21 protein-coding genes are annotated in these 24,987 nt (G+C 70.7%); 7 read left to right on the forward strand and 14 right to left on the reverse strand.

Annotated features, from left to right (window positions below; genetic code table 11):
• Positions 1-112 precede the first annotated feature (112 nt).
• Both NR792_RS16890 and NR792_RS16895 read right to left on the reverse strand, forming a co-directional pair.
• On the reverse strand, positions 113-6,451 hold the full coding sequence (locus tag NR792_RS16890; protein ID WP_375761054.1) for a DnaJ domain-containing protein: 6,339 nt from the start codon (positions 6,449-6,451) through the stop codon (positions 113-115).
• Between the two features lie 34 nt (positions 6,452-6,485).
• Positions 6,486-6,989, reverse strand: a complete 504-nt coding sequence (locus tag NR792_RS16895) for a tRNA (cytidine(34)-2'-O)-methyltransferase (protein WP_014398831.1) — start codon at positions 6,987-6,989, stop codon at positions 6,486-6,488.
• Positions 6,990-7,006: 17 nt separating this feature from the next.
• Here NR792_RS16895 and NR792_RS16900 point away from each other — a divergent pair, with 17 nt between their 5' ends.
• Positions 7,007-7,375 carry a DUF192 domain-containing protein gene (locus tag NR792_RS16900; protein WP_375761055.1) on the forward strand — a complete coding sequence of 123 codons (369 nt, stop codon included), beginning with the start codon at positions 7,007-7,009 and terminating at the stop codon, positions 7,373-7,375.
• Positions 7,376-7,522: 147 nt separating this feature from the next.
• Entirely contained in the window at positions 7,523-8,287 is a 765-nt protein-coding gene (locus tag NR792_RS16905; protein WP_375761056.1) for a Stp1/IreP family PP2C-type Ser/Thr phosphatase, read from the forward strand.
• Positions 8,288-8,365: 78 nt separating this feature from the next.
• On the opposite strand, the gene NR792_RS16910 is transcribed toward NR792_RS16905, so the two are convergent.
• Positions 8,366-9,394: a sugar phosphate nucleotidyltransferase gene (locus NR792_RS16910; RefSeq protein WP_375761057.1), complete on the reverse strand. Its 1,029-nt coding sequence runs from the start codon at positions 9,392-9,394 to the stop codon at positions 8,366-8,368.
• Between the two features lie 4 nt (positions 9,395-9,398).
• Positions 9,399-10,439 carry an aminoglycoside phosphotransferase family protein gene (locus NR792_RS16915; RefSeq protein ID WP_375761058.1) on the reverse strand — a complete coding sequence of 347 codons (1,041 nt, stop codon included), beginning with the start codon at positions 10,437-10,439 and terminating at the stop codon, positions 9,399-9,401.
• A 283-nt stretch (positions 10,440-10,722) separates the two neighbouring features.
• On the opposite strand from NR792_RS16915, the gene NR792_RS16920 reads away from it, so the two are divergent.
• Positions 10,723-12,090: a pyridoxal-phosphate dependent enzyme gene (locus NR792_RS16920; protein ID WP_375761059.1), complete on the forward strand. Its 1,368-nt coding sequence runs from the start codon at positions 10,723-10,725 to the stop codon at positions 12,088-12,090.
• Between the two features lie 93 nt (positions 12,091-12,183).
• Here NR792_RS16920 and NR792_RS16925 read toward each other — a convergent pair whose 3' ends face one another.
• The 3 genes from NR792_RS16925 to NR792_RS16935 form a co-directional block, all read right to left on the reverse strand.
• Complete coding sequence (locus NR792_RS16925) at positions 12,184-12,585, reverse strand: hypothetical protein (protein ID WP_207048297.1); 402 nt, start codon at positions 12,583-12,585, stop codon at positions 12,184-12,186.
• A 3-nt stretch (positions 12,586-12,588) separates the two neighbouring features.
• The gene (locus tag NR792_RS16930) at positions 12,589-12,987 is read right to left on the reverse strand and encodes a hypothetical protein (protein ID WP_375761060.1); all 399 of its coding nucleotides are present in this window, start codon (positions 12,985-12,987) and stop codon (positions 12,589-12,591) included.
• 151 nt (positions 12,988-13,138) lie between these two features.
• A complete protein-coding gene (locus NR792_RS16935; RefSeq protein ID WP_375761061.1) occupies positions 13,139-13,597 on the reverse strand; it encodes a hypothetical protein in 459 nt (152 codons plus the stop codon).
• Positions 13,598-13,648: 51 nt separating this feature from the next.
• Here NR792_RS16935 and NR792_RS16940 point away from each other — a divergent pair, with 51 nt between their 5' ends.
• Positions 13,649-14,245 (forward strand): FHA domain-containing protein, encoded by a 597-nt coding sequence (locus NR792_RS16940; RefSeq protein WP_375761062.1) that lies wholly within the window; start codon positions 13,649-13,651, stop codon positions 14,243-14,245.
• Positions 14,246-14,259: 14 nt separating this feature from the next.
• Here NR792_RS16940 and NR792_RS16945 read toward each other — a convergent pair whose 3' ends face one another.
• The 4 genes from NR792_RS16945 to NR792_RS16960 all read right to left on the reverse strand — a co-directional run bounded on the left by NR792_RS16945 (position 14,260) and on the right by NR792_RS16960 (position 18,690).
• Positions 14,260-14,709, reverse strand: coding sequence for a MaoC family dehydratase (locus NR792_RS16945; RefSeq protein WP_375761063.1), 450 nt, complete (start codon positions 14,707-14,709; stop codon positions 14,260-14,262).
• Between the two features lie 74 nt (positions 14,710-14,783).
• Positions 14,784-16,634 (reverse strand): discoidin domain-containing protein, encoded by a 1,851-nt coding sequence (locus NR792_RS16950; protein WP_375761064.1) that lies wholly within the window; start codon positions 16,632-16,634, stop codon positions 14,784-14,786.
• A gap of 85 nt (positions 16,635-16,719) precedes the next feature.
• On the reverse strand, positions 16,720-17,865 hold the full coding sequence (locus NR792_RS16955) for a cystathionine gamma-synthase (protein ID WP_375761065.1): 1,146 nt from the start codon (positions 17,863-17,865) through the stop codon (positions 16,720-16,722).
• A gap of 63 nt (positions 17,866-17,928) precedes the next feature.
• Positions 17,929-18,690 (reverse strand): crotonase/enoyl-CoA hydratase family protein, encoded by a 762-nt coding sequence (locus NR792_RS16960; protein WP_375761066.1) that lies wholly within the window; start codon positions 18,688-18,690, stop codon positions 17,929-17,931.
• Positions 18,691-18,741: 51 nt separating this feature from the next.
• Here NR792_RS16960 and NR792_RS16965 point away from each other — a divergent pair, with 51 nt between their 5' ends.
• Positions 18,742-19,731, forward strand: a complete 990-nt coding sequence (locus tag NR792_RS16965; RefSeq protein WP_375761067.1) for a class I SAM-dependent methyltransferase — start codon at positions 18,742-18,744, stop codon at positions 19,729-19,731.
• 17 nt (positions 19,732-19,748) lie between these two features.
• On the opposite strand, the gene NR792_RS16970 is transcribed toward NR792_RS16965, so the two are convergent.
• Positions 19,749-20,936, reverse strand: a complete 1,188-nt coding sequence (locus NR792_RS16970) for a Dickkopf N-terminal cysteine-rich domain-containing protein (protein ID WP_375761068.1) — start codon at positions 20,934-20,936, stop codon at positions 19,749-19,751.
• Positions 20,937-21,172: 236 nt separating this feature from the next.
• Between NR792_RS16970 and NR792_RS16975 the strand changes: the two genes are divergently transcribed.
• Both NR792_RS16975 and NR792_RS16980 read left to right on the forward strand, forming a co-directional pair.
• Positions 21,173-21,841, forward strand: coding sequence for an RNA polymerase sigma factor (locus NR792_RS16975; RefSeq protein ID WP_375761069.1), 669 nt, complete (start codon positions 21,173-21,175; stop codon positions 21,839-21,841).
• On the forward strand, positions 21,828-23,744 hold the full coding sequence (locus NR792_RS16980; RefSeq protein WP_375761070.1) for a FecR domain-containing protein: 1,917 nt from the start codon (positions 21,828-21,830) through the stop codon (positions 23,742-23,744). Before NR792_RS16975 ends, NR792_RS16980 begins: the two co-directional genes overlap by 14 nt.
• Here NR792_RS16980 and NR792_RS16985 read toward each other — a convergent pair.
• Positions 23,716-24,282 carry an FxsA family protein gene (locus NR792_RS16985; protein WP_375761071.1) on the reverse strand — a complete coding sequence of 189 codons (567 nt, stop codon included), beginning with the start codon at positions 24,280-24,282 and terminating at the stop codon, positions 23,716-23,718. The genes NR792_RS16980 and NR792_RS16985 overlap by 29 nt on opposite strands.
• A 92-nt stretch (positions 24,283-24,374) precedes the next feature.
• The gene (locus tag NR792_RS16990) at positions 24,375-24,866 is read right to left on the reverse strand and encodes a hypothetical protein (protein WP_375761072.1); all 492 of its coding nucleotides are present in this window, start codon (positions 24,864-24,866) and stop codon (positions 24,375-24,377) included.
• Positions 24,867-24,987: the final 121 nt, after the last annotated feature.

A 24,987-nucleotide genomic window follows, 5' to 3' on the forward strand; every position in this document is an offset into this window, starting at 1 on the left:
GGATCCAACGGACGCGCCCCGTGGGGGCAAGCATCGGGTCCGGCTTTCAGGTGTGTCAATGGGCGGGACTGTCCGGAAAACCGGCCGATTCCCTCCCTGGGGGACAGGCAAGTCAGCGGAAGAGACCCTTCTTGGGTGGGTTCTTCTTGCGCATGTCGATGAGCCGCAGCTCCTGGTTCGCCTCCAGGTGCTTGGGGTTCGCGCGCACCGCTTCACGGAAGTGCCGCTCCGCGCGGTCCATGTCCCCTTCCACGCGGGCAATGACGCCCAGCTGGTAGTGGGCGCGATCACAGTTCGGGTCGGTGCGCACCGCATCCGCCATCCACTGTTTCGCGCGGGGCATGTCGGCCTTGCGGCTGGGGTCCATGTAGAGGGCCCAGGCGCGCGCCGCGAGGTACAGGGGCTTGGGGTCCAGGGCGTGAGCGCGCTCGTAGTGCTCGCTGGCGGCGACGAAGTCGCGCTTGCGGAAGAAGACCTCGCCCATGCGGAAGAGGTCGTCCGCGCTCGTGTCCGCGCGGGCCGCAGCCGGGCTGCCGGGGCGGGCGGTGGAGGCCGGGGGCTTGGGAGCGGCCTGCGCGCCCTGCTGGGCCAGCTGGTAGTTCTTGCGGCGGGTGTCGTCGTGGAGGACTTCGTAGGCCTCGCGGATGGACTCGAAGACGGCGGTGATCTTCGGCGCCAGGTGGGGCAGCGACGGGGGCAGCCGGTCCGGGTGGAAGACCTTGGCGAGGCTCAGGAAGGCGGCCTTCACCTGGTCGCGCGAGGCATCCTGCGGGACGCCCAGCGTGACGAAGTGGTCCTTCTTCGTCTGGATGTCGGCGTAGCGCTGCTCAATCTGCTGCGCGAGCCGGCCCTCGTCAGGCTTGGGGGGCTCCGGCGGGGCGGCGACGGCGCCGGGCGGCGGCGCGGCGGCTTCGGGCGCACCCGGGGTGCTCGCGGCGGCGGGGGAAGCGGGGCGGGCTCCGAGCGCGCCCATGTTCTCCATGGCGCGGCGCAGGAGGCGCTGGCGCCGGAGCTTGGAGGCTTCGTCGGGGTTGGAGGGGTCTTCGGCCGCCACGTCGTCCTCGTCAAAATCCCATTCGTCCAGATCACCGGACAGCTCGTCCTCAGTCTGGCCAGAAGCCCCTCCGTTGTCACCGGGGAAGGCGGTGGAGCGAGGAGAAGGCAGCGGCTCGAATGTCGCTTCGACGATGGCTTCGACGAGGAATTCGTTGGCATCCCCCACCGACCGGACATCCGAGCGGACGAGGGCTTCCAGGTGGGCGTCCACCTGCTGGAGGGCGGCCTCGAAGGAGGCGGTGAGGTTCTGGGCGGGGTCGTTGGACTCGTCGAAGGAGACGATGCGCCACAGGTCGTCCTCGCTGGCGCGGGCGGGACGCACGGGCGGTGTGGCGGACGCGGGGAACTTGGGGGGCTGGACGGCCCAGAGGTCCGGCTGGGGGGCGGCCTGGACGGGGACGACGGGGGCGTCCGGAGCGGGAGCGCGGGTGTCGGGAAGGGGCGCCGCGGCGGGGACGATGTCGCCCCAGCTCTCCGGCTCCACCTCCAGGAGGGGGAGGTCGGCTTCCGGGGGCGGGGCGACGGGGAAGCGGGAGGACTCCTCGGTGAGCCAGGGGTCCAGGGGCACGGAGGCCGAGCGGCGCAGGGCCTCGGCCATGTCCTGGAGCAGGGCGGCCTGGGCGCGCTTGCGGGCCTCGGTCAGGGCGGTGGTGTTGTCGCTGGCGGGCAGCTCCAGGGCGTCGCGGGGGGACGCGGGGATGGAGTCCGCCCAGGAGTTCGACGGAGCGGAGGGTTCAGGCTCCGCGGTGAGGATGATGTCCTCGGGCCCGAGCGACAGCGGTTCGGGCTCCACCGGCGCGGCGGCGATGGGGACGAGGACCGGGGGCGGCGCGGGGGGCGCGGCCGGGCGGGTGCGCCGGGGGAGTGAGGGCGGATGGGCGGGCTTGCCCTGTTCGGACAGGCGCTGCGCCTCGGCGGCGCGGGCCTCTTCGGCGAGGCGAGCGGCTTCGGCTTCGGCGCGAACACGGGCTTCCTCGGCGAGGCGGGCTTCTTCCGCCTGACGGGCTTCCTCGGCGATTCGAGCGGCTTCGATTCGAGCAGCCTCTTCGGCGAGGCGAGCTTCTTCGGCCAGGCGAGCCTCTTCCGCGAGCCGAGCCTCTTCCACTGCGCGGAGACGGGCCTCTTCGGCGAGCCGAGCCTCTTCTTCCGCACGCAGGCGCGCTTCTTCCGCCAGCCGCGCTTCCTCAGCGAGTCGAGCTTCCTCGATCGCGCGAAGACGGGCCTCTTCCGCGAGGCGAGCCTCTTCGGCCAGACGCGCCTCTTCTTCAGCACGAAGCCGTGCTTCCTCCGCGAGGCGGGCCTCTTCCGCGAGGCGAGCCTCTTCCGCCAGCCGGGCCTCTTCAGCGAGGCGGGCCTCTTCCGCGAGCCGAGCTTCTTCCGCCGCACGGAGCCGAGCCTCTTCGGCCAGGCGCGCTTCTTCGGCGAGCCGAGCTTCCTCCTCCGCACGGAGCCGAGCCTCTTCGGCAAGCCGAGCTTCCTCCGCCAGCCGTGCGGCTTCGGCTACTCGCGCTTCCTCCTCGGCTCGAAGGCGAGCCTCTTTCGCCAGCCGGGCCTCCTCGGCGAGGCGAGCCTCTTCAGCGAGCCGAGCCTCTTCAGCGAGCCGAGCCTCTTCAGCGAGCCGAGCCTCTTCAGCGAGCCGAGCCTCCTCAAGCTCACGGAGTCGCGCCTCTTCGGCCAGACGCGCCTCTTCCGCGAGGCGTGCCTCTTCAATCGCGCGGAGTCGCGCTTCTTCAGCGAGTCGCGCCTCTTCCGCGAGGCGGGCTTCCTCTTCGGCGCGAAGGCGAGCCTCTTCAGCGAGGCGTGCTTCTTCGGCAAGGCGAGCCTCTTCAGCGAGGCGAGCCTCTTCCTCGGCGCGAAGGCGGGCCTCTTCAGCCAGACGCGCTTCCTCTTCAGCACGAAGCCGAGCCTCTTCAGCCAGCCGCGCTTCTTCGGCGAGGCGAGCCTCTTCAGCGAGGCGAGCCTCTTCAGCGAGGCGAGCCTCTTCCTCGGCACGAAGCCGGGCCTCTTCAGCGAGGCGAGCCTCTTCCTCGGCACGAAGCCGGGCCTCCTCGGCCAACCGTGCTTCCTCAAGGACGCGGAGGCGTTCTTCTTCAGCGAGGCGAGCCTCTTCAGCCAGCCGAGCTTCCTCGGCCAGACGCGCTTCCTCCTCAGCGCGAAGTCGAGCCTCTTCCGCGAGTCGAGCTTCCTCTTCCGCGCGGATCCGGGCCTCTTCAGCCAGCCGGGCCTCTTCCGCGAGCCGGGCTTCTTCCTCCGCACGCAGCCGAGCCTCTTCCGCGAGCCGGGCTTCTTCCGCGAGCCGAGCCTCCTCGGCGAGCCGTGCCTCCTCTTCAGCACGAAGCCGGGCTTCTTCCGCGAGCCGAGCCTCTTCCTCTGCGCGGAGACGCGCCTCTTCAGCGAGCCGGGCCTCCTCGGCGAGGCGAGCCTCTTCAGCGAGCCGGGCCTCCTCGGCGAGCCGCGCTTCTTCCTCCGCACGCAGGCGCGCTTCTTCCGCCAGCCGCGCTTCCTCAGCGAGTCGAGCTTCTTCCTCCGCACGCAGGCGCGCCTCTTCCGCCAGCCGCGCCTCCTCGGCGAGCCGAGCCTCCTCAATCGCGCGAAGACGGGCTTCTTCGGCGAGGCGAGCTTCTTCGGCCAGACGCGCCTCTTCCTCAGCACGGAGCCGTGCTTCTTCCGCGAGGCGGGCCTCTTCAGCCAGGCGAGCCTCTTCCGCGAGCCGGGCCTCTTCTGCGAGGCGGGCCTCCTCAGCCAAACGCGCTTCTTCCTCCGCACGAAGCCGAGCCTCTTCGGCCAGGCGCGCCTCTTCTTCAGCACGAAGCCGAGCCTCTTCGGCCAGCCGGGCCTCCTCGGCCAAGCGCGCTTCCTCCTCAGCGCGAAGGCGAGCCTCTTCGGCCAGACGTGCCTCTTCAGCGAGACGGGCCTCTTCAGCCAGGCGAGCCTCTTCGGCGAGGCGCGCTTCCTCCTCGGCGCGAAGCCGGGCTTCTTCCGCGAGGCGGGCCTCCTCGGCCAGCCGGGCCTCCTCGATCGCCCGAAGCCGCGCCTCTTCCGCGAGCCGCGCCTCCTCGGCGAGACGAGCTTCTTCGATGGCCCTTAGCCGAGCCTCTTCCGCGAGACGCGCCTCTTCCTCCGCGCGAAGACGGGCCTCCTCGGCCAGCCGGGCCTCTTCCGCGAGCCGCGCCTCTTCGGCGAGTCGCTCGGCTTCAAGGCGCGCCAGTTCCGCCAGCCGGGCCTCTTCCTCCGCACGAAGCCGGGCTTCCTCGGCGAGGCGCGCCTCCTCCGCCTGTCGAGCTTCTTCGGCAAGGCGCTCCGCTTCAACTCGGGCGGCTTCCTCGGCCAGGCGGGCCTCTTCGGCGAGCCGGGCCTCTTCCGCAAGTCGAGCCTCCTCCGCCAGCCGGGCTTCCTCTTCGGCGCGAAGGCGAGCCTCTTCCTCCGCACGCAGCCGAGCCTCTTCAGCCAGACGTGCCTCTTCAGCGAGCCGAGCCTCTTCCTCCGCACGCAGCCGAGCCTCTTCGGCGAGGCGTGCCTCTTCGGCCAGACGTGCCTCTTCAGCGAGTCGAGCCTCCTCCGCGAGCCGCGCCTCTTCCTCCGCACGAAGCCGCGCTTCTTCCGCGAGGCGGGCCTCTTCGGCCAGTCGGGCCTCTTCAGAGAGCCGTGCCTCTTCAGCGAGTCGCGCCTCTTCCTCCGCACGAAGCCGAGCCTCTTCAGCCAGGCGGGCTTCCTCCTCGGCACGAAGGCGAGCCTCTTCCGCGAGCCTCGCCTCTTCAGCCAGCCGGGCTTCCTCGATCGCCCGAAGCCGTGCCTCTTCCGCGAGTCGAGCTTCTTCCTCGGCGCGAAGCCGCGCCTCCTCCGCGAGCCGGGCCTCCTCCGCGAGTCGAGCTTCTTCCTCTGCACGAAGCCGAGCCTCTTCGGCGAGTCGTGCCTCTTCGGCGAGACGTTCGGCTTCAAGGCGCGCCAGCTCCGCGAGCCGAGCCTCTTCCGCGAGGCGCTCCGCTTCAAGGCGCGCCTCTTCGGCCAGACGCGCCTCTTCCGCGAGTCGCTCGGCTTCGATGCGCGCAAGCTCCGCCAGCCGAGCCTCTTCCGCCAATCGCTCAGCTTCGAGACGTGCCAGTTCTGCAAGCCGAGCCTCTTCAGCCAGACGCTCAGCTTCGATACGCGCGAGCTCCGCGAGGCGAGCCTCTTCAGCGAGCCGAGCCTCCTCAGCGAGCCGAGCCTCTTCAGCGAGCCGAGCCTCTTCAGCGAGCCGGGCCTCCTCCGCCAGCCGAGCCTCTTCAGCGAGCCGGGCCTCCTCAGCGAGCCGGGCCTCTTCAGCGAGCCGGGCCTCCTCAGCGAGCCGGGCCTCCTCAGCGAGCCGAGCCTCTTCCGCGAGCCGAGCCTCCTCCGCGAGCCGTGCCTCTTCCGCCAGCCGCTCTGCTTCAAGGCGCGCCAGCTCCGCGAGCCGTGCCTCCTCCGCCAGACGCTCCGCTTCGAGCCGCGCTTCCTCCTCGGCGCGAAGGCGAGCCTCTTCCGCCAGCCTCGCCTCTTCCAGCGCCCGGAGCCGAGCCTCCTCCGCCAACCGCTCCGCCTCGATGCGCGCCAGCTCCGCCAGCCGAGCCTCCTCCGCGAGCCGAGCCTCTTCCGCCAGCCGCTCCGCCTCCAGCCGCGCCAGCTCCGCGAGCCTCGCCTCCTCCGCGCGCCGCTCCGCCTCCTCGCGCCGGCGCGCCTCCTCGATGGCCCAGGCCTCCTCCTCCGCCTGCCGCAGCTCCTCCTCGCGCCGCAGCCGCTCGCGCTCCTCCCACTCCTCCACCGACAGGGCCTCGATGCGGCCCTCGCGCTCCAGCACGCGCAGGAGCGCCTGCTGTGCCCCCGTCAGCGCCTCCGGCTGCCGGAACGCTCCCAGCGTCTCCAACAACCCGCGCTCCGACGCATCCGTCAGCCACGGCTCGCACGCCGCCACTTCCGGGCAGCGGTAGACCCTCGCCGGCACGGCCTCACTCGGGGCCGGCTCCAGCGCCGCGCGCACCACCCGCACGCCCGCGATGGGCGCGAAATCCCCCGCCGCCTCCACCGCCTGCGCCTCGAAGTCCGCGCGCTCCGCCAGCTCGCTCAGCCTGCGCACCTGCGCCAGCACCTGCTGCTCGTGCACCACCGCGGGCTTCAGCCCGCTGTCCTCCAGCAGCTCCTCGTCCGGCGCCGCCGCCCCACCCCGCGCCCACAGCGCGTCCAGGGCGTCCACGCCCAACAGCCCGTTCTGGAAGAGCGCCTGCGCCGGCGTCTGGTACCCGAAGCCCAACCGCGCGCCCACGAGGTCGCCCTCGCGCAGCCACAGCGCGGACTCGCGTCCACCGGCGTGCAGCGTCAGCCGGCCGGTGGCTCGGGACTTGTGGGCGGCATACAGCGCTTCGGCGACCTGCGAGGCGGACATTCTGCCCCGGAGTGTAGCCCGTCCCGCCCGCCCCTCAATTCGACGGCGGTGCCTGCCTGGCCGCTGTCCCCAGCTGCACCTGACGCAGCGCCTCGTAGGCGCCAATCCCCACCGACGTCGAAAGATTCAAGCTGCGGCGCTCCGGCAGCATGGGGATGGTCACCGGCGTCCCCGTCCCCCCCTCCATCACCTCCGGCAACAGCCCCGTCACCTCCGAGCCGAACACCAGGTGGTCCCCCGGCTCAAACCGCGCCGCGTAGAGCGACGTCTCCGCCCTCGCGGAGAACAGCCACCGGCGGGCCTGGGGGTACTCCGCCACGTAGGCGTCGTAGGTCGGGTACAGCTTCAGGAAGACCTTGTCCCAGTAGTCCAGCCCCGCCCGCTTCAGGTTCCGGTCGTCGATGGAGAACCCCAGGGGCTCCACCAGGATGAGCCGGCAGCCCGTCACCGCGCACAGCCGGGCCACGTTGCCGGTGTTGGGCGGAATCTGCGGGGACACGAGGACCAGGTGCAGGGGGGACGCCAGGGGCTCAAGCATGGGATAGAACACCGGACATGCACTGGAGGGTGACCAACGAAACGCGGCAGCGGCTGCTCGCGGACCGCGCGGAACGCGCCGAGTCCTTCGTCCAGCGCTTCCAGGGGCTCATGGGCCGCGCCTCGCTGCCCATGGGGGGCGGGATGCACATCGAGCCCTGCAACTCCATCCACACCTTCTTCATGCGCATCCCCATCGACGTCGCCTTCCTGGACGCGGAAGGGCGCATCGTCAAGCAACTGTCCGCCATGCCTCCGTGGCGCACCTCGTCCATCTACTTCAAGGCCCGCTCGGTCCTGGAGCTGCCCGCGGGCGTCCTCCTGGCCAGCGGTACCCAGGAGGGCGACCGCCTGGTCTTCAGCCCGGGGGAAGCCCCTGGCGCCTGACGGGGCCAGGGGGCTGGGGCCGCCCTGCCCACCCGCACCCGGAGGGGGGAATGCTGGGACAGACGAGAGGTTTTTGACCCCTTTTGGAGCGCTTTGTTAACGTCGCGCCCCGATTTTCACGCCTCTCCCCCGGAAGAGTCCCTTCGCATGCGCATCGAGGTCGCCGGTAGCACCCACGTCGGGATGAAGCGGAACCACAACGAGGACAACTACCTCGTGCTCACCGAGGAGAACCTCGTGTGCGTGGCGGACGGCATGGGCGGTCACTCGTCCGGGGAGATCGCCAGCCGCATCGCCGTGGACGAGCTGGGTGAGTTCTTCCGCCTCACGTCCAAGGACCAGGACGCCACCTGGCCCTTCAAGATGGACAAGCAGCGCAACTACGACGAGAACCGCCTGGCCACCGGCATCAAGCTGGCCAACGCGCGCATCTTCGAGCGCGCCACGACGGACACCAAGTACAAGGGCATGGGCACCACCATCGTGTCCGTGCACTTCGCGGAGAGCGCGGTCTACGTGGGCCACGTGGGCGACAGCCGCGTGTACTTCTTCCGCGGCGGCATGCTCCAGCAGGTGACGGAGGACCACTCGCTGCTCAACGACTACCTCAAGGCGAAGAAGCTCACGCCGGAGGAGATCGAGAACTTCCCCCACAAGAACGTGATTGTCCGCGCGCTGGGGATGAAGGAGCAGGTGCAGGTGGACGTCACCCGCGTGGATCCGCTGGAGAACGACGTCTTCCTGCTGTGCTCGGACGGCCTGAGCGGCATGATCACCGACGCGCAGATGCAGGACATCCTGTCGCGCACGCCGGAGCTGGAGAAGGCCTGCGGCCAGCTCATCGACCTGGCCAACGCGGCGGGCGGCAACGACAACGTCACCTGCGTGCTGGCGCGCTACCACGCTGCCTGAAGCCAGCGCCGAACGCTGGACACAAGAAGGCCCGTGCTCCCGAAAGAGGAGGACGGGCCTTCGCCGTTCCAGGCCGTGTCAGCGGCCGGAGAGCGGCGCGGGCACCCGGTGCGGGCCCCACGCGAGCACCTCGGTGAGTGACTCACCGGGGGACACCTGCGTCTCCTCGAACACGGCGCAGCGCTCCAGCTTCGCGCCCTGCCCCACCCGCGCGCCCGGGCCCACCGACACGCCCGGACCCACGGTGGCGCCCGCGTCCACGACAGCGCCCGCGCCCACGAACGCAGGCCCGCGCACCGTGCCCGCGACGCGGGCCTCCGGGTGCACCCAGGCTCCGGCCGCTCCGTCCTTCAGCCCCTGGAGCGGCGAGTCCTTCCCCAGCGCCTGGAGCGGCACGCGCCCTTCGAGCACGTCCCGCACCGTGGCCAGGTAGCGCGACGGCATGCCCAGGTCGGACCAGTACGCGTCCACCGCGTGGCCCCGAATCTGGAGCCCCGCCTGCATCACCCGCACGTAGACCTCGCGGTTGATGTCCTCGGGGCCTTCGGCGGTCATGAAGTCGAACACGCTGGGGGACATCACGTGCACGCCGGTGAAGTGCCACGGCTTCAGGCCCTCACCGCCCGGCCCGTACCCCGCGATGCGGCGCACCTGCCCGCCCGCGTCCGCCTCCACCGCCGCGTACTTCTCCCCTTCCGGCATGGGGAGGAGCACCATCGTCGCCACCGCGCCGGAGGCCCGGTGCGCGGCGACCACGGGCTTCAGGTCCACCGGGAAGAGGATGTCCCCGTTGAACACGAGGAAGTCCTCGCCGGAGAGGAAGTCGCGCAGGCCGCGGATGCCGCCGCCCGTGCCCTGGATGACGGGCTCGTGCACGACGTGCAGGGGCAGCCCCGCGCGCTCGCACTCCGCGCGGGCCACCGCCGCCATCGTGTCCGGCAGGTGGTGCGTGTTGATGCCCACCTCCGTCACGCCCGCGGCCTTCAGCACCGCCAGGTGATAGCGGAGCAGCGGCTGGCCGAGGAACGGCATGGCCGGCTTGGGCCAGCGCTCGGTGAGCGGGCGCAGGCGGGTGCCCAGGCCCGCGCAGAGGACCATCGCTTTCATGGCTTCAGGCCGCCAGCTCGGGCACGTACTTCGCCACCAGCTTCTGCAGCCCCGCCAGCTCCGGCCGGCGCGCGAACGCGGCCTTCACGTAGCGCAGCGACGCGGGGATGGACACCAGGAAGCCCGGGTTGCCCTTCACGCGGTGGATGAACTCGAAGCGGCCCGCGTCCTTCAGCTTGCGCTGGATGGTGAGCAGGTCGAAGAACGCCTTGAACTCCTTCGCGTCGATCTTCTCCCCGCTCTCCTGCTCGAACGTGGCGATGTAGCGGTCCAGCATCGTGTCCACGAAGTCGCGGTCCAGCTCCACGTAGCTGTCCCGCAGGAGCGCCACCAGGTCGTACTGGCGAGGGCCCTGGAGCGCGTCCTGGAAGTCGATGACGACCAGCTCGCCCTCCTTCACCATGATGTTGCGGCTCTGGTAGTCGCGGTGCGTGAAGCCGCGCGGCGCGGCGGCCAGCTGCTTCGCGATGTCCCGGAACGTGGCGTCCAGCTGGGCGCGCTCCGCGTCCGTGGGCTGCTTGCCGCTCCAGGCCTCCAGGCCCCACTCGCGGAAGTGGTGCAGCTCCCAGTCGTACAGGTCCTCGTCGAAGGCGCGCGTGAAGGCCAGGCACTCCGGGTCGCGCTGCTTCTCCGCCTGCACGCGCAGCTTCGCCAGGAGGTCCACCGCGCGCGTGTAGAGCGCCTGGTTCTGGCGGCCGCCCTCCAGCGCGGACTCAAAGGTGATGTCGCTCAGGTCCTCCAGCACCATGATGCCGGCGGGCTCGTCGTAGCGGAGGATGCGCGGCACCCGCACGCCCAGCTTCTCCAGGTAGCGGTGCACGTTGATGAAGGGCAGCTCCTTGGGGGGCTCGCCCTTGGTGGCCTCTTCGCTCTTCTTCGTCGCGTCCGGCGGCATCACCATCAGCACCCAGCTGTCCGGGGCGGTGCCGACGCGGTAGTAGGAGCGGTTGCTCGCGTCGCCCTTCAACTTCTTGATGGGGGCATCGGGGACGGGACGGCCAATGGCCTGTCCCACCTGGTCGCGAAGGGCGGCCTCAAGTTCCATGGGGGGCGGGTGCTCCAGAGGGGGAAAGGAACGACGCCCGCGAGTATCGGAGGCACGGCGCGGCGGGTCAAAGCCCGCGTGGGCCGCATGCCCGGCGGACGCCTGCCCTGTCGCCTACGCGACGAGCGCGGTCAGGCGACAGGCCCCCGGCGGGCCAGGGGCAACGTCCCCGCGTCCTCGGCATCCTGCGTCAGGAAGGGCCGAGCCTCCGGGCATGTTCCCCCTGACGGGGCGGAGCACATATAAGGCCCCGACCCTCACTTTTTTCGGGAAGCCACGCACGATGGACATCCAACAGAACATCCTCACCGCCATTGGCCACACGCCGCTGGTGAAGCTCAACAAGCTCGTCGGTCCGAACGACGCCACCGTGCTCGTGAAGTGCGAGTTCATGAACCCCGGCGCGTCCATCAAGGACCGCATGGCGCTCTACATCATCGAAAAGGCCGAGCGGGAGGGGAAGCTCAAGCCCGGCGGCACCATCGTGGAGAACACGTCCGGCAACACCGGCATGGGCGTGGCGCTGGCCGCGGCGGTGAAGGGCTACAAGTGCATCTTCACCATGCCGGACAAGATGTCCCTGGAGAAGATCAACCGCCTGAAGGCCATGGGCGCCCAGGTCGTCGTCACGCCGACGAACGTTCCGGCGGAGGACCCTCGCAGCTACTACGAGACGTCCAAGCGGCTGGCCAAGGAGACGCCGGGCGCGTTCATGCTGAACCAGTACCACAACCCGGACAACATCGAGGCGCACTACCACACGACGGGTCCGGAGATCTTCCAGCAGACCGACGGCAAGATTGACTACTTCGTCTCCGGCCTGGGCACCGGCGGCACCATGAGCGGCGCCGGCAAGTTCCTCAAGGAGAAGATCCCCGGCCTGAAGAACGTCGGCGTGGATCCGGAAGGCTCCGTCTACGAGGGCTACTTCAAGACGGGCAAGCTCACCGAGCCGCACGTCTACAAGGTCGAGGGCATTGGCGAGGACATGCTCTGCGGCGCCATGGACTTCAAGGTCGTGGACGACGTGCGCCAGGTGGATGACCGCATGTGCTTCAACGCCGCGCGCCGCCTTGCGCGCGAGGAGGGCATCTTCGCGGGCGGCTCGTCCGGCGCGGCGGTGCACGTGGCGGTGCAGCTGGCCAAGGAGGTCGGCAAGGGGAAGACCATCGTGGTCGTCCTGCCGGACTCCGGCAGCAGCTACATCAGCAAGTTCCACTCCGACGAGTGGATGCGCGACAACGGCTTCATGCAGGAGAAGGGCGCCGGCACCGTGCGCGACATCATCGGCGCGAAGCCCCGCGAGCTGAAGACGGCCAAGCGCGGTGACCGCGTGGACCGCGTGGTGGAGACGATGCGCAGCCACGGCATCAGCCAGATGCCGGTGGTGTCCGACGACGGGCGCGCCGTGGGCATGGTGCACGAGTACGACCTGCTCAACGCCCTGGTGGCCAACAAGGTGAAGTTCCAGGACGCCATCGACCCCATCGTCGCCCCGCTCCAGGGCGCGGTGTCCGCCGAGGCCAGCATCGACCGGCTGCGTGAAATCTTCGCGCGCGACAACGTGGCCGTGGTGAAGGACGGCGAGACCGTCATCGCCATCGTCACGAAGATCGACCTCATCGACTACCTGCACCGCACCGCCGCCTAAGGCCGCGGGAGCGGATGCCTCAAAACACCGCGGGCCCGGAAGGAGGAGCGAATCCTCCCTTCGGGCCCGTCGTGCTTCAGCGGTGCGGTGTGCTCAGAGCCCTTCGGGGTCCGGCTTCGTCAGGTCCAGGGCCACCATGTGGAAGCCCGGCCCCACGTGGATGAAGCCGAAGCGCTCCGCGCGGTTCTTGATGGCGTCCAGCTGCGAGTAGCCCAGGAGCAGCTTGAAGCCCTGGCGCCGGGCCTCGTCGCGGACGGCGGCGACGATGGCGTTGACGGCCTCGTTGCGGTCCTCCTTGGACAGCCCGGGCGCGGCGATGATGCCTTCAATCAGCGCCACGGAGCTGTCCGTGCGGTACAGGAAGCCCGCCGCCTTGTCCGGCACCACGAACCCGTACTCCGGCAGGGCATCCGGGGTCATCGTCTCTTCCCACGGCTTGCGCCACAGGTTGAGCAGTTCGTGGTGGACCTTGGGGTCGAAGCGGACGGGCTTCATGGACTAGGAGAGGAACGTCGACATCTTCTGGGCCGCGAGCTCCGTCGCGTTGCTCATGCCCAGGTTGGTGAGCGGGTTGTTCTTGGTGGACTTGAACAGGTCGCCGACGATGTCGGTGACCTTGCTCTTGCCCTTCGCCAGGTTCAGCGCGCCGGACAGCAGGCTGTTGCCGCCCGCGCCGTCCATCAGGCCGGAGTTGGCGAAGGCCCCTAGCGCGTTCTTGAACACGCCGCCGCCCGGGATGAGGTCGGTGGCCGCGCCCAGCAGCGACTGGATGGGGTTCTTGCCCTGCATCAGGCCGCTGGCGAAGCCCATCGCCGCGCCGAGGAGCGGGTTCACCATCGTCACGAACGGCTTGACGATGTCCATCACCTTGCCGAGAGCCTTGCCGATGCCGCCCATGGTCTGATCCTTTTCGTGGAGGGCCGCGCGGGCCCTCGAAGTGAGACTGACAGTGGGATTCTCGGCAGGACGCCCCAGAAGTTTCCGGTTCCCGGATTATCCCGTCCCTCGCCGGAAAAGCCCCGGAGTTCCGGGGCTTTAGCGGGACGGCTCAGCCCCGGATGGGGCCCTTCTTCGCTTCGGCGGGATCCACGGCGGCGCCCGGCTTGGGGGCCACGGTCTGGCCGCCCTTGTTGGCGGCGCCCAGCGCGGCGCCGTAGCGCTGCTCGTGGCTCTTGTCGCTGCTGAAGCCGTCGCGCTGCTGGGCGGGGCTGATGACGATCTCCCCGTCGATGATCTTCTGCAGGTGGGTGCCAATCTCCTCCACCGTGGCGATCTTCGGGTCGCGCGCCTTCAGCTCCTCGTCCGGGATGATCTCCAGCTGGGGTGGCTTGTCCGGGTGGATGGCGTAGTCGAGGATCTTCTCCACGTACTGCGCGACCGGAATCTTCAGCAGCTCCGCCTGCTGCTTCACGTCCGCGTCGGCCAGCAACTCCGCGCGCACCACTTCCACGGGACGCTTCAGCCGGCTGGGCGCCGGGGGAGGAACCACCTCGTTGGGATTGGACATGGGAGTCTCCTTTGGGCGTATTGGTAACCCAGGTCAGCCCCGGAACTCAAAATGGCCGCGATAATCCTCGAAGCCCGCTGTGTCGCCCCCTTCGTCGTCCGCGTCCGCTTCAGCGACGGGATGGAGGGCGAGGCCAGCCTGGAGCCCTGTCTCTTCGACTGGGACCTCGCGCGCATCCCCGACCTCACCCCGGAGCTGCGCGAGTGGCTGCGCTCGCCGGAGCACTTCGCGACGGTCCGCCTGGACGCGGACGCGGGCACTCTGGCGTGGGGGGACGCGCGGCCGTTCCCCCCGTCCATTGTCTACTGGCGCGTGGAGCGGTACCGGGTGCCGGTGACGGTCCGGCTCAAGGACGGGACGGTCCTCGCGGAGCTGCTGCTCGGCGGCCGGCGCGAGGTCTGGACGCCGGGGCTCACCGTGGGGAGTGCCCCTGGCAACACCGTCGTCGTGGACCGGCCCGGCGTGGCGCCCCACCACGTGCGAGTGAGGGTGGGCGGCGGCCACCACCCCTGCTACTTCGTGGAGGTGCTGGAAGGCACCACGACCGCCGGGGACACCACGTCCTCCACTCCCGGCGAGACGTGGCGGGTCCCCATGCGGGAGGGCCTGCGGCTGGAGCTGGCGGACTGCGCCGCGGAAATCGGCTGAGCGTCGGCCGGGCTTCAGGGGGCCGGGGGGCGGCGGGCGAAGAGGGCGTTGGCCACCTCCGTCATCACCACCTCGCCGTGCTGGTTCACGACCTCCAGGCCCAGCTTCAGCGCGCCGCGGTCCGGCTTGCTCGCGGAGGGCTTCGCCTCCAGCGTCGTGATGCGCACGGTGAGCGTGTCACCCGGGCGCACGGGCTTCTTCCAGCGCAGCTCGTCCAGGCCCGGTGAGCCCATGCCGGCGGCCTTCCCCAAGAGGCCCTCCACCAGGAGCTTGTGGCAGATGGCGGCGGTGTGCCAGCCGCTGGCGATGATGCCGCCGTAGATGCTCTTGCCGGCGGCGTCCTCGTCGATGTGGAAGGGCTGGGGGTCGAACTGGCGCGCGAACGCGAGGATCTCCTCGCGCGTCACCACGTACGGCCCCCGCTCCATGATCTCGCCGATGGGGAAGTCCTCGAAGTAGCGCATGGTGTCCCTTCCGTTGGCGCCGGGCCCGCCGGCGGTTCCTTCCGCCCTTCCCTACCCTCCGGCGGGCCTCGCGGCTACTGCGGAAGCGGCTCTTCCGGGTCGGCCACGGACTCCAGCGTGTCCGCGGGCGGCACGGGGCCGCGCAGCCTCGGCTCGGCGCGGTCGTCCGTGGGCCCCGGCGGCGTGTCCTGCGCCTCCTCCGCCTCGGCCTCGTCCGCCTCCAGGGCGCTGGCTCGGACGTTCGTGGCGGCCTTGGCCAGCGTCTTCCTGAGGACCAGCGTGTCGCGCACGGTGTTGCTGGAGGTGATCAGCCGCGCGGTGAGCGTGCCGCCGTCCACCACCACGTCCAGGAAGCCGTAGGACTGGTTGTCACGCAGCGCGGTCCACGCGGGCTGGCTGGTGGAGAAGGCGCGCAGCGTGGCGCCGCCGCTGCCCACCACGAGGTACGGGATGCCGCGCTGGGTGCCGGAGGCCATGGCGTCTCCGAACATGGGCTTGCTGCGCTCGTAGTTGTGGTCATGGCCGGTGAGGACCAGGTCCACGCCGTACTTCTCGAACAGCGGGCCGAACTGGCGGCGCATGGTCAACTGCGAGCCGTGCTCACCGCTGGACCAGGACGGGTGGTGGAAGAAGGCCACCGTCCACGGGCGCGTGTTCGCTGCCAGGTCCGCCTCCGCCCACGCCTTCTGCGCCGCGAGCGTGCACCGGTCCGCGGACGCCAGGCCCACCGCGCAGTTGGAGTCCAGGGAGAGGAAGTGCACCGGGCCCCAGTCGAAGGAGTAGTAGCGCTCGGTGCCCTGCGGGTTGTTGGCCGGCAGGTACATGTTGTCCAGGTAGGGCTGCGCCTGGTTCGTCACGTACTCGTGGTTGCCGGGCGTGGCGAACATGGGCACCTCGCGCAGCAGGCCGGCCATGGGCGTGAAGAGGTGCGCCTGGAACTCCGCGTCCGTGCCGTCCGGGTAGGCGTTGTCCCCCAGCGCCAGGAGCAGCTCCGAGCGCCACTGCGGCGTGTTCATCACCGCCATCACCTTCTTCTGCATGCTGCCGCCGGTGCCGAAGTCGCCCATCGCGGTGAAGTGCGCCTTCGTGGCCGCGGACGTCGTGGACGTCTGGAAGCTACGCAGGCCCGTCTTGCTGCCGCACGCCTCCACCACGTAGCCGTAGGTGCGGCCCGCGGACAGGCCGGACAGCTTCACCGCGTGGCGCGTGCCCGTCACGCCCGCGCTGACGGAGGACGTGAGGTGGATGCCCTCGCCGTAGCGCACCGTGGGGTTGCAGCTGCTGGCGGTGCGGAAGGCCACGATGGCGGACGTCTGCTTCACGCTCTGCAGGTACGGCAGGCGCGGCAGCACGGCGCCGGAGTCGGTGGTGGACGGCGGCGCGGAGGCCGAGCACGCCCGCGCCTCCGCGATGGAGTTCCAGTCGTTCACCGTGTTGCCGTTGACGGTGATGCGCACATAGCGCGCGCTGCGTGAGGAGAAGGCCACCGTCTGCGCGGCCGTGTTGAGCGCGCTGTCACCCGCGTACGCCTGGGTGAAGCCGATGCCGTCGGTGGACGTGGAGACGACGAAGTGGTTCTGCCGCTCGTTGCCCCGGTGCCACGCGATGGTGGTGCCCGTGAGCGTCTGCGCGGAGCCCAGGTCCATCTGAAGCCAGACGCCCGTCCCCTGCGCGCTCCAGCGCGTGGCCAGGTCGTCGTCCTGCGTGTTGGCGGGAACGTTGCCGTCGTCGCCGCTGGCCGTCACCGCCCTCGTGACGAGCTGGTTGCAGTTGGACGCGGAGAGCGTGGCCTCCTCTCCCGCCGCTGACGGGGTCGGCAGCGCGACGGGAGGGAAGTCGGAGTCGGTGGGAGCAGGCGGTGACTCGCAGCCACTCACGAGCCACGAGCCCAGGAGGCAGGTGGAGACAAGCAGTCGGTTACGCATCGCGCCGAAAACGTTGTGTACCAACCAACATTCCCCCTGCCCCGGAGGGCAGGCCGGCAGCCTGGAGCGCGAGCGAGCGTCCGGACTACTTCACGCGCTCGAGCGCCTGCGCGAGGTCGTCGATGAGGTCCTGCGCGTCCTCGATGCCGACGGACAGGCGGATGAAGCCGTCCGCGATGCCCAGCTTCTCGCGCGTCTCCTTGGGGACGGAGGCGTGGGTCATGATGGCCGGGTGCTCGATGAGGGACTCGACGCCGCCCAGGGACTCGGCGCAGGCGAAGACCTTCACCGTCTTGAGGAAGGTGCGCGCCGCCTCCAGGCCGCCGTGGATGTCGAACGTCAGCATGCCGCCGAAGCCGGTCATCTGCTGCTTGGCGAGCGCGTACTGCGGATGCGTCTCCAGGCCCGGGTAGGTGACCTTCTTCACCTGCTTGTGCGTGGCCAGGTACTGGGCCACCTTCATCGCGTTCTGCGCGTGGCGGTCCATGCGCACGTGCAGCGTCTTCACGCCGCGCAGCACGAGGAAGCTGTCGAAGGCGCCGGACACGCCGCCCACCGCGTTCTGCAGGAAGTACATCCGCTCCGCGACGTCGTCGCGGCTGGTGCAGACGAAGCCGCCCACCACGTCGCTGTGGCCGTTCAAGTACTTCGTCGTGGAGTGCGCCACGACGTCGAAGCCCAGCGACAGCGGCTTCTGGAAGTACGGCGTCATGAACGTGTTGTCCGCGACGGACAGGATGCCGCGCTTCTTGGCGATCTCCGCGATGCGGCCCAGGTCGATGAGCTTGAGCATCGGGTTCGTCGGCGTCTCCACCCAGACCATCTTGGTCTTCGGGGTGATGGCCGCCTCGAAGTTCTCCGGCTTGGAGAGGTCCACGAAGGAGAAGCTCAGGCCGGAGCGCTTGAACACCTTGTCGAAGATGCGGAAGGTGCCGCCGTACACGTCGTCGGAGACGATGACGTGGTCACCGGCCTCCAGCATGTGCATCAGCATGTCCGTGCCGGCGAGGCCGGACGCGAACGCGGCGCCGTACTTCGCGCCTTCCAGCGCGGCCAGGCAGTCCTGCAGCGCCTTGCGCGTGGGGTTCTGCGTGCGGCTGTACTCGTAGCCCTTGTGCTCCCCCGGCCCGTCCTGGACGTAGGTGGAGGTCAGGTAGACGGGCGTCATGATGGCGCCCGTGGTGGGATCCGGCTCCTGGCCGGCATGGATGGCGAGCGTGTCGAAGCGCATGGCTTCGCGAACTAACACAGTCCCACCGGCCGCGCAGCGCTCCCGTCCTGTTCCGGCGCCGTCTTAGTCGAACTGGCCGTGCCGTCCCGCCCCCTTGGCGAACCGGGTGGCCCCCGGGATGGACTCCGTCTGGAGCACCTCCACCCCGCCCTGGAATTCCTGGCGCATCGCGTCTTCAAACGCCAGGCCGGCCTGGGCGTAGGCGGAAGCCCGGTCCGCGTTCATGCAGGCCTGGGGGAAGGCTGCGATTTGGGCGGCCAGTCCTTCCGCGGCGGCCCGGGCCTCGCCCTTTGGCACCACGCGGTTGACCAGGCCCATGCCCAGCGCCTCCCCGGCGGACACCGCCCGGCCGGTGAGGATGAGGTCCAGGGCGCGCGACAGGCCAATCAGCCGGGGCAGGCGCACGGTGCCCCCGTCGATGAGGGGCACGCCCCACCGGCGGCAGAAGACGCCCAGCACCGCGTCCTCCTCCGCCACGCGCAAATCGCACCACAGGGCCAGCTCCAGGCCGCCCGCCACCGCGTGGCCGCTGATGGCGGCGACCACCGGCTTGGACAGGCGCAGGCGCGAAGGCCCCATGGGCCCGTCCCCGTCCGGCTCCAGGCGCAGGAGGCGCCCTTCGGACACGGCCTTGAGGTCCGCGCCCGCGCAGAAGGTGCCCGCGTCGCCGTAGAGGACGCCCACGCGCGCGTCGGGGTCCGCGTCGAAGGCACGGAAGGCGTCCGCCAGCTCGCGGGCCGTGTCAGCGTCCACCGCGTTGCGGACCTCCGGCCGGTGGAGGATGACGGTGGTGACGGGGCCGTTCTTCTCGACGCGCACGCTCATGGGCGCCGGTTTTCCCCCGCCCCCGGGGCGGCCTGCAATATGAGGGAAGCCATGTCGGACGAAGGCAAGCAGGAGACGCAGGGCGCGGGTGGCATGTTCGAGAACCGCCTGCGCAAGAACGCGAAGCGCCTGCGCAAGTGGGCCCGCGCGCAGGGGCTCACCGCCTTCCGCGTCTACGACCGGGACATCCCCGAGTACTCCTACGCGGTGGACCTCTACGGCGACCACGCCCACGTCGTGGAGTTCCCCCGCCGCAAGGCCCACGCGAAGGGCGCGAACGCGGACGCGGACCGCGCGGAGGTGCTCGCCGCCGTCACCGCGGTGCTGGGCGTGCCGCCCGAGCGCACGTCCGTGAAGACGCACACGCCCCAGCCCTGGGGCCGCTCGCAGTACGGCCGCGTGGGTGAGGGCAGCGAGCGGCTGGTGGTGGAGGAGCAGGGCCTCAAGTTCTGGGTGAACCTGGGCGACTACCTGGACACCGGCCTCTTCATGGACCACCGCAACACCCGCGCGCGCGTGCGCAGCGAGGCGAAGGGCAAGCACTTCCTCAACCTCTTCGCGTACACCGGCGCGTTCACCGTGTACGCGGCGGCGGGCGGCGCGGCGGGCAGCGTGAGCGTGGACCTGTCCAACACGTACCTGGACTGGGCGGAGGACAACCTGGTCCTCAACGGCCTGGCGGACCCGCGCCACGTGCTCATCCGCGCGGACGCGAAGGCGTGGCTGGAGGACCAGGCGAAGCACGGGGACGAGCGGTACGACCTCATCGTCTGCGACCCGCCGTCGTTCTCCACGTCGAAGAAGATGTCGGGGACGTTCGACGTGCAGCGCGACCACGTGCGGATGCTGGAACACCTCCGGGCGCTCATGGCCCCCGGAGGCGTCCTCTACTTCTCCACCAACTTCCTGGGCTTCGAGCTGAAGGACACCGCGACCCGGGGCATGGCGCAGGTGGAGGAGCTCACCCCCCGCTCCATCCCCGAGGACTTCCACCGCAAGGAGATCCACCGGTGCTGGCGCATGGTGGCCCCCTCGCGGTGAGCGTCAGCCGCTGACGGCTACAGCCAGCAGACGTTGTCCTGGCAGCGCTCGCCGGACGGGCACTCGCAGTTGGCCTGGCAGACCTTGCCGGAGCCGTGGTTCACCGGCTTGCACTGGCCGCTGGTGCAGGCCTGGCCCGCCGGGCACTCGCAGTTGGCGCGGCACACGGTGCCGGAGGTCCCCGCGTCCTGCGACGGCTGCGCCGGGGGCAGCTTGCACTTGCCGCTGGTGCAGACCTCACCGGATGGGCACTCGCAGTTCACCGTGCAGGAGATGTTGCTGCCCGAGCCCGCGTCCGGCACCGGCACCTTGCAGTAGCCGCCGTTGCACACCTGACCGGAGGGGCAGTCGCAGTTGGCCTGGCACGACTGGCCCGGGTCCGGCTGCGGCGACTTGCACTGGCCGCTGTTGCAGACCTGGCCCGCCGGGCACTCGCAGTTGGCCTTGCACTGGCCGCCGGTCGGGATGGGCAGGCAGTAGCCCACCTCGCACTTGGTGTCCGCCGAGCACTCCGTCGTGGAGGTGCAGGGCGCGCGGCACTGGCCGTTCACGCAGTCGCGGCCGGTGGGGCACTGGGCCTCCGTGGTGCAGGCGTTCGGGTCCGGCTGCTGCGTGTGGCACAGGCCCTGGATGCACACGCCATTGGGGCCGCACTTGTCGTCGTCGTCGCACTCCTTCCGGCAGGTGCCGTTGATGCAGAAGCTGTCCGCGCCGCAGTCAGTATTGACCCGGCAGGTCGGGGCGGAGCCGCCGTCCGAGCCCGCGTCGGGCTTCGTGCCGCCGTCCGGCTTCGTGCCGCCGTCCGAGCCCGCGTCCGGCTTGGTGCCGCCGTCCGGCTTCGTGCCGCCGTCCGGCTTCGTGGTGCCGGTGGAGGTGCAGAAGTTGTCCTTGCAGCGGCCGCCCGCGCCACATTCCGAGTCGCGGTAGCACGACTGGGCGCACCAGCCGTTGATGCACATCTGCGTGCCGGGACACTCGCTGGAGTACACGCAGCCCTGCGAGTCGGAGCTCAGGTCCCAGCAGCTGCCGGAGTGACAGTACTGGTTGGAGCCACAGTCGGACGTGGAGGAGCAGCCGTAGCTGGAATCGTAGTCGTCGTCGGGCCAGTACCCGTTGCCGTTCGTCTCGAGGATACAACCCGACAGCAGGCCTAACAGCGCAAGGAACGGCACGTACAAGGTGCCGCGAAGCGTGGTGTTCCTCATGAGTGGGGGCTCCAAAGGAATGGGATGGGTCCGGACCGGCCACCGGGGGGGTCATCCGATTTCGAGAGCCTTCGACGCAAGTAGGGGCCGTATTGATCAAATAATTTTGATCTTTTTTCGTCTCTCCGGAGACCCAGGGGCACGGAGGCAGTGTGCTCGTCTGGACCACCGATACAGACTGGAGGGCGTTCCTGGAGGCGGGGGACGTCCGGCGTCGCCCTGAAGGAGAAGCCCTGGTGTTCAGCCGAGGAGCGCGCACGTGGGCGTCCGCGGTCCCGCCGGAGTCCGGCGTGGGCGTGGCGGGCGCGCGCGCACAGGCTTCCTCCGACGAGGCCCACCTGCGGCTGCTGGTCCACCGGGTCCAGGAGGGGGACCTCACCGCCTTCGAGCAGCTCTACGAGGCCACGAAGCTGGACGTGGCGCGCACGCTGCGCCACCTGGTGGGAAACCGCGTGGAGGTGGACGACCTGCTCCAGGAGACGTACCTGCGGCTGCTGACGGCGGTGAAGGGCTACCGGGGCGAGTCTCGCTTCAAGACGTTCCTCTACCGGGTGTGCGCCAACGTGGCGCTCAGCCATCTGCGGTGGAAGCGGCGCCGGCCGGAGGACCCGTTCGCGGACCCGCCGGAGATGGTGGCGACGGGCGAGGACCCGGAGCGTGCCGCGGAGCGTCGTCAGGCGGCCCGGCTGGTGGAGGCGGCGCTGGAGAAGCTCAAGCCCAAGAAGCGAATCGTCTTCGTCTACCACGAGCTGTGCGGCATGAGCCCGGACGAGATTGCCCTCGCCGTGGGAAGCTCCGCCAACACCGTGCGCAGCCGCCTGCACCACGCGAGATTGGAGTTCACCGAGGCCATGCAGCGTCTGGTCGCCGCCCGGCCGGTGGGAGGTTCCCATGGCCGGCCATGAGACCCAGGCCCTGTGGGCGCTGGCCGCGGGGGAGCTGGACGCGGCCGCCCAGGCCCGCGTGGAGGCGCACGTGGCGGAGTGCGCCGCGTGCGCGGCGGAGTGGAAGCGCGTGGTGGAGGCGCGGGCGCTGCTGCACACGGCGCGCGCGGTGGAGCCTTCCGTGCGGTGGGAGGAGACCGGGGCGCGGCTGAAGGCCGAGGCGGCGAAGCGGATGGCCCGGCGCGAGCCGCGGTTCCTGTCGCCCTGGGCGATGACGCTCGCGGGGGCCTGTGCCGTCGCGCTGGTGCTGTGGCTGGGCGGTGCGCTCTGGAAGAAGGGCGGGGCGCGGGACCCGTCGGTCATCGCCACGGGCCCGGCCCCCCAGGCCGGCTCGAAGGCCCCGGAGCCACCGGAGCCCGCGAAGGCGGTGGCCGCGTCCGGTGCGGCGCCCTCCCCGGAGACGGGCACGGCGCGGCCGGAGGTGGCGTCCGGAACGCACGAGGCGGTCGCGGCTCGGCCGGAAGCAGCGTCCACGACGGAGGCGGAGCGCGTCACGGGCGCGGTGCTGCGGGAGGCCACCGGTCTTGAGCATGCGCTGGCCGCCGGGATGCGGCTTCGCTCGGGCATGGCGGTGCGGACGCCCCCGAAGGCCTCGGCGGTGCTGCGGCTTCCGGATGAGAGCCGGGTGCGGCTGTCGGCGGGCTCGGACGTGGTGTTCGCCCGCGCGGAGTCGAACGCCGTGCACCTGACCGTCCAGCAGGGACGGCTCTCCGTGAAGGCGTCGCATGCGAAGCGCGAGGCGTTCCTCGTGGAGTCCGCCGGCCTGCGCGTCTCCGTCGTGGGGACGGTCTTCTCGGTGGAGCGCACGGCGGCCGGCGCCGCGGTGGCGGTCCTGGAAGGACGCGTGCGCGTGGACGCGGAGGGTCAGCCTCCGCGCTTCGTGGACGCGGGCGAGCGCGTGGAGCTCGTGGGCACCGGTGAAGCGCTGAAGCCTCGCGCGCTCTCCGCCGGAGACCGGCAGGCGTTCCGCGACCTGCGAGCCGCCGAGCCGGGAGCCGCGGTCGCGAGCCTCCTGCCCGCGAAGAAGGCCCCTGCCCGACCGGAGGGCGGCAGCGCCCCGCGCCAGTCCGTGGCCACGGGCACCCATCCCCTGGATGCGCGCACGCCTGCTCCCGGCACGCCGCACGTGGAGGACACCACCGCGCCGTCGCAGGCCGTCGCCAACGCGACGCCGGGCTCCCCTGCCCCGGAGACGCCGCGCCAATCCGTTGCCACGGCCTCCAATCCCTTGGAGAGCGCCCCGGCCCAGGCGCATGCGTCCAACACGGAGATTCCCCAGGCCGTGACTCCGAGCGAGGCCTCTCCGTCCGACGACTTCGTGCCCTACCCCGGCTCTCCAGCGGGCTCGCTCGCGTCCTCCGCGCCCCTGCCGACGCCGGGCGCCGTGCAGGCTCCGTCCATGGCCCCGGCCGCTCCCACGGAGCCGCGCAAGCGCAAGACGCTGGGCGCGCTCGTTCCGGGCGGGCTCCTCTCGGACGACTCCGATGAGCGCTTCCTCGGCTACGCCAAGGTGCAGACCGCCGGCGCCACGTGCGGGCGCTTCCTCGTGGGACTCGGGGAGATCGCCGTCGCCAGCCCGCGCACGGGCCACCGGGAAGAGGCCCGCATCCTGCGCGGCCGCTGCTTCAACAGGCAGCACCAGCCGTCGGACGCGGAGGACGAGTTCCGCCAGTACCTCCGCGAGTTCCCCAACGGCCGCTACGCCACCGAGGCCCGCATCGCCCTGGGCATGTCCGCCGAGCCGGAGCCGGGCGCGCCCGCGAAGGCCCCCGCGCCCCTGCCGGTCCCCACGCCCGTCACGCCGCGGTGGAACGGCTCGCCGCAGCGGGTGCCCGTCAGCCCCGGGGTTCCTCGTCGCTGGTGAACTCCGCGTCCACCTCGCCCCCTTCACTCCGGGGGCGGCGGAAGGTCGCGGGGCCTTCCGAGGGCTCCGTCGTCGCGGGCGTCTCCTGCGTGTCGAAGCGCCGGGCGTCCTGGAACGGGTCCTCGCCCGGCATGGGCCCGATGCCGCCCATGTGCGTGAACCGCACGGCGCCCGACTGCAGCGTCTGCTCCAGCGAGCGCCGCACCCGCGCCGTCATCCAGCGGCGCACCGGCGGCACCATCAGCGCCAGCCCCATCACGTCCGAGATGAACCCCGGCGCGATGAGCAGCGCCCCGCCCACCAGCACCAGCACGCCGTTGAGCAGGCCCTCCTCGGGCACGCCGCCGCCCGCCACGGCTTCACGCCAGTTGCGGAACACCCGCTCGCCCTGCTTCCGGGCAATGAGGCTCCCCAGCACGGCGGAGCCGGCCAGCAGCCCGAGCGTGGACGCCAGGCCGATGTGGTGCCCCAGCGTGATCAGCAGGTAGAGCTCCGCCAGGGGCAACAGGATGCAGACGATGACGAGGACTTTGAGCACGCCGGCACGTTAACGCCAGATTCACTCCCGCGCTCATTGCCAGCCGGACAACCCGTGTTTCCCAGAGGGTGCCTGCCAGGGTCCCCGCCGCCCTACTCCCCGCTGAGCTGCTCCATCAGGAAGCGCATCACGAAGAAGAGGATGGCGAAGCCGCCCACGGCGAAGAGCACGAGCCGCGACGTCAGCGACATGCGCTCCGGCGGCAGGCCCAGCATGTCCACCCGCTCCGCCCGGTTCATCGCCTCCTCCAGGCCGGGGGTGATCTCCATGGGCTTCGCGGTGCGCCGGTACAGCTCCGTGCGCAGGTACTGCTCCACCACCCGCTCCGTGGCGGAGCCCGTGAGGACCTCTCCCAGCTGCGGGTCGAACAGCCGGAGCCCGGCCTTGTGGGCCAGCCCGGCGGCCTCGGTCAGGACCTCGCGGATGAGCTCCTCGCGGTCCTCCAGCGGCACGCGCAGCTCCGTGCCCACCACCCGCTTGCCGTCGCGCAGGGGCAGCACCTCCACGACGCCCACCCCCAGGTCCCACTCGCGCACGCCGTCCGGGCGGACGGTCCCCGGGCGCGCCGCCAGCAGGGCGTCCACCCGGGTCTCGTCGTAGGGGGCACCCGGTGCCCGAGGCTGAAGGACCAACTCGTAACTCACGCGGGTTGCGAGTATACGCCGCCCGTTCCCCTCCGCCTCTTTGCCTCCGAGACCGCCTCCG

Origin of the sequence: Corallococcus exercitus (genome assembly GCF_042231735.1) — a bacterium.
Classification (GTDB): Bacteria; Myxococcota; Myxococcia; order Myxococcales; family Myxococcaceae; genus Corallococcus; species Corallococcus exercitus_B.

Bases quoted from the DNA above. Each gene is read 5' to 3' on its own strand.
- NR792_RS16960 (WP_375761066.1), bottom strand. From the start codon at position 18,690: ATGAGCGTGCGCGTCGAGAAGAACGGCCCCGTCACCACCGTCATCCTC.
- NR792_RS16970 (WP_375761068.1), bottom strand. From the start codon at position 20,936: ATGAGGAACACCACGCTTCGCGGCACCTTGTACGTGCCGTTCCTTGCG.
- NR792_RS16935 (WP_375761061.1), bottom strand. From the start codon at position 13,597: ATGTCCAATCCCAACGAGGTGGTTCCTCCCCCGGCGCCCAGCCGGCTG.
- NR792_RS16955 (WP_375761065.1), bottom strand. From the start codon at position 17,865: ATGCGCTTCGACACGCTCGCCATCCATGCCGGCCAGGAGCCGGATCCC.
- NR792_RS16905 (WP_375761056.1), top strand. From the start codon at position 7,523: ATGCGCATCGAGGTCGCCGGTAGCACCCACGTCGGGATGAAGCGGAAC.
- NR792_RS16950 (WP_375761064.1), bottom strand. From the start codon at position 16,634: ATGCGTAACCGACTGCTTGTCTCCACCTGCCTCCTGGGCTCGTGGCTC.
- NR792_RS16940 (WP_375761062.1), top strand. From the start codon at position 13,649: ATGGCCGCGATAATCCTCGAAGCCCGCTGTGTCGCCCCCTTCGTCGTC.
- NR792_RS16895 (WP_014398831.1), bottom strand. From the start codon at position 6,989: ATGCTTGAGCCCCTGGCGTCCCCCCTGCACCTGGTCCTCGTGTCCCCG.
- NR792_RS16945 (WP_375761063.1), bottom strand. From the start codon at position 14,709: ATGCGCTACTTCGAGGACTTCCCCATCGGCGAGATCATGGAGCGGGGG.
- NR792_RS16890 (WP_375761054.1), bottom strand. From the start codon at position 6,451: ATGTCCGCCTCGCAGGTCGCCGAAGCGCTGTATGCCGCCCACAAGTCC.
- NR792_RS16915 (WP_375761058.1), bottom strand. From the start codon at position 10,439: ATGGAACTTGAGGCCGCCCTTCGCGACCAGGTGGGACAGGCCATTGGC.
- NR792_RS16920 (WP_375761059.1), top strand. From the start codon at position 10,723: ATGGACATCCAACAGAACATCCTCACCGCCATTGGCCACACGCCGCTG.
- NR792_RS16930 (WP_375761060.1), bottom strand. From the start codon at position 12,987: ATGGGCGGCATCGGCAAGGCTCTCGGCAAGGTGATGGACATCGTCAAG.
- NR792_RS16925 (WP_207048297.1), bottom strand. From the start codon at position 12,585: ATGAAGCCCGTCCGCTTCGACCCCAAGGTCCACCACGAACTGCTCAAC.
- NR792_RS16900 (WP_375761055.1), top strand. From the start codon at position 7,007: ATGCACTGGAGGGTGACCAACGAAACGCGGCAGCGGCTGCTCGCGGAC.
- NR792_RS16980 (WP_375761070.1), top strand. From the start codon at position 21,828: ATGGCCGGCCATGAGACCCAGGCCCTGTGGGCGCTGGCCGCGGGGGAG.
- NR792_RS16965 (WP_375761067.1), top strand. From the start codon at position 18,742: ATGTCGGACGAAGGCAAGCAGGAGACGCAGGGCGCGGGTGGCATGTTC.
- NR792_RS16910 (WP_375761057.1), bottom strand. From the start codon at position 9,394: ATGAAAGCGATGGTCCTCTGCGCGGGCCTGGGCACCCGCCTGCGCCCG.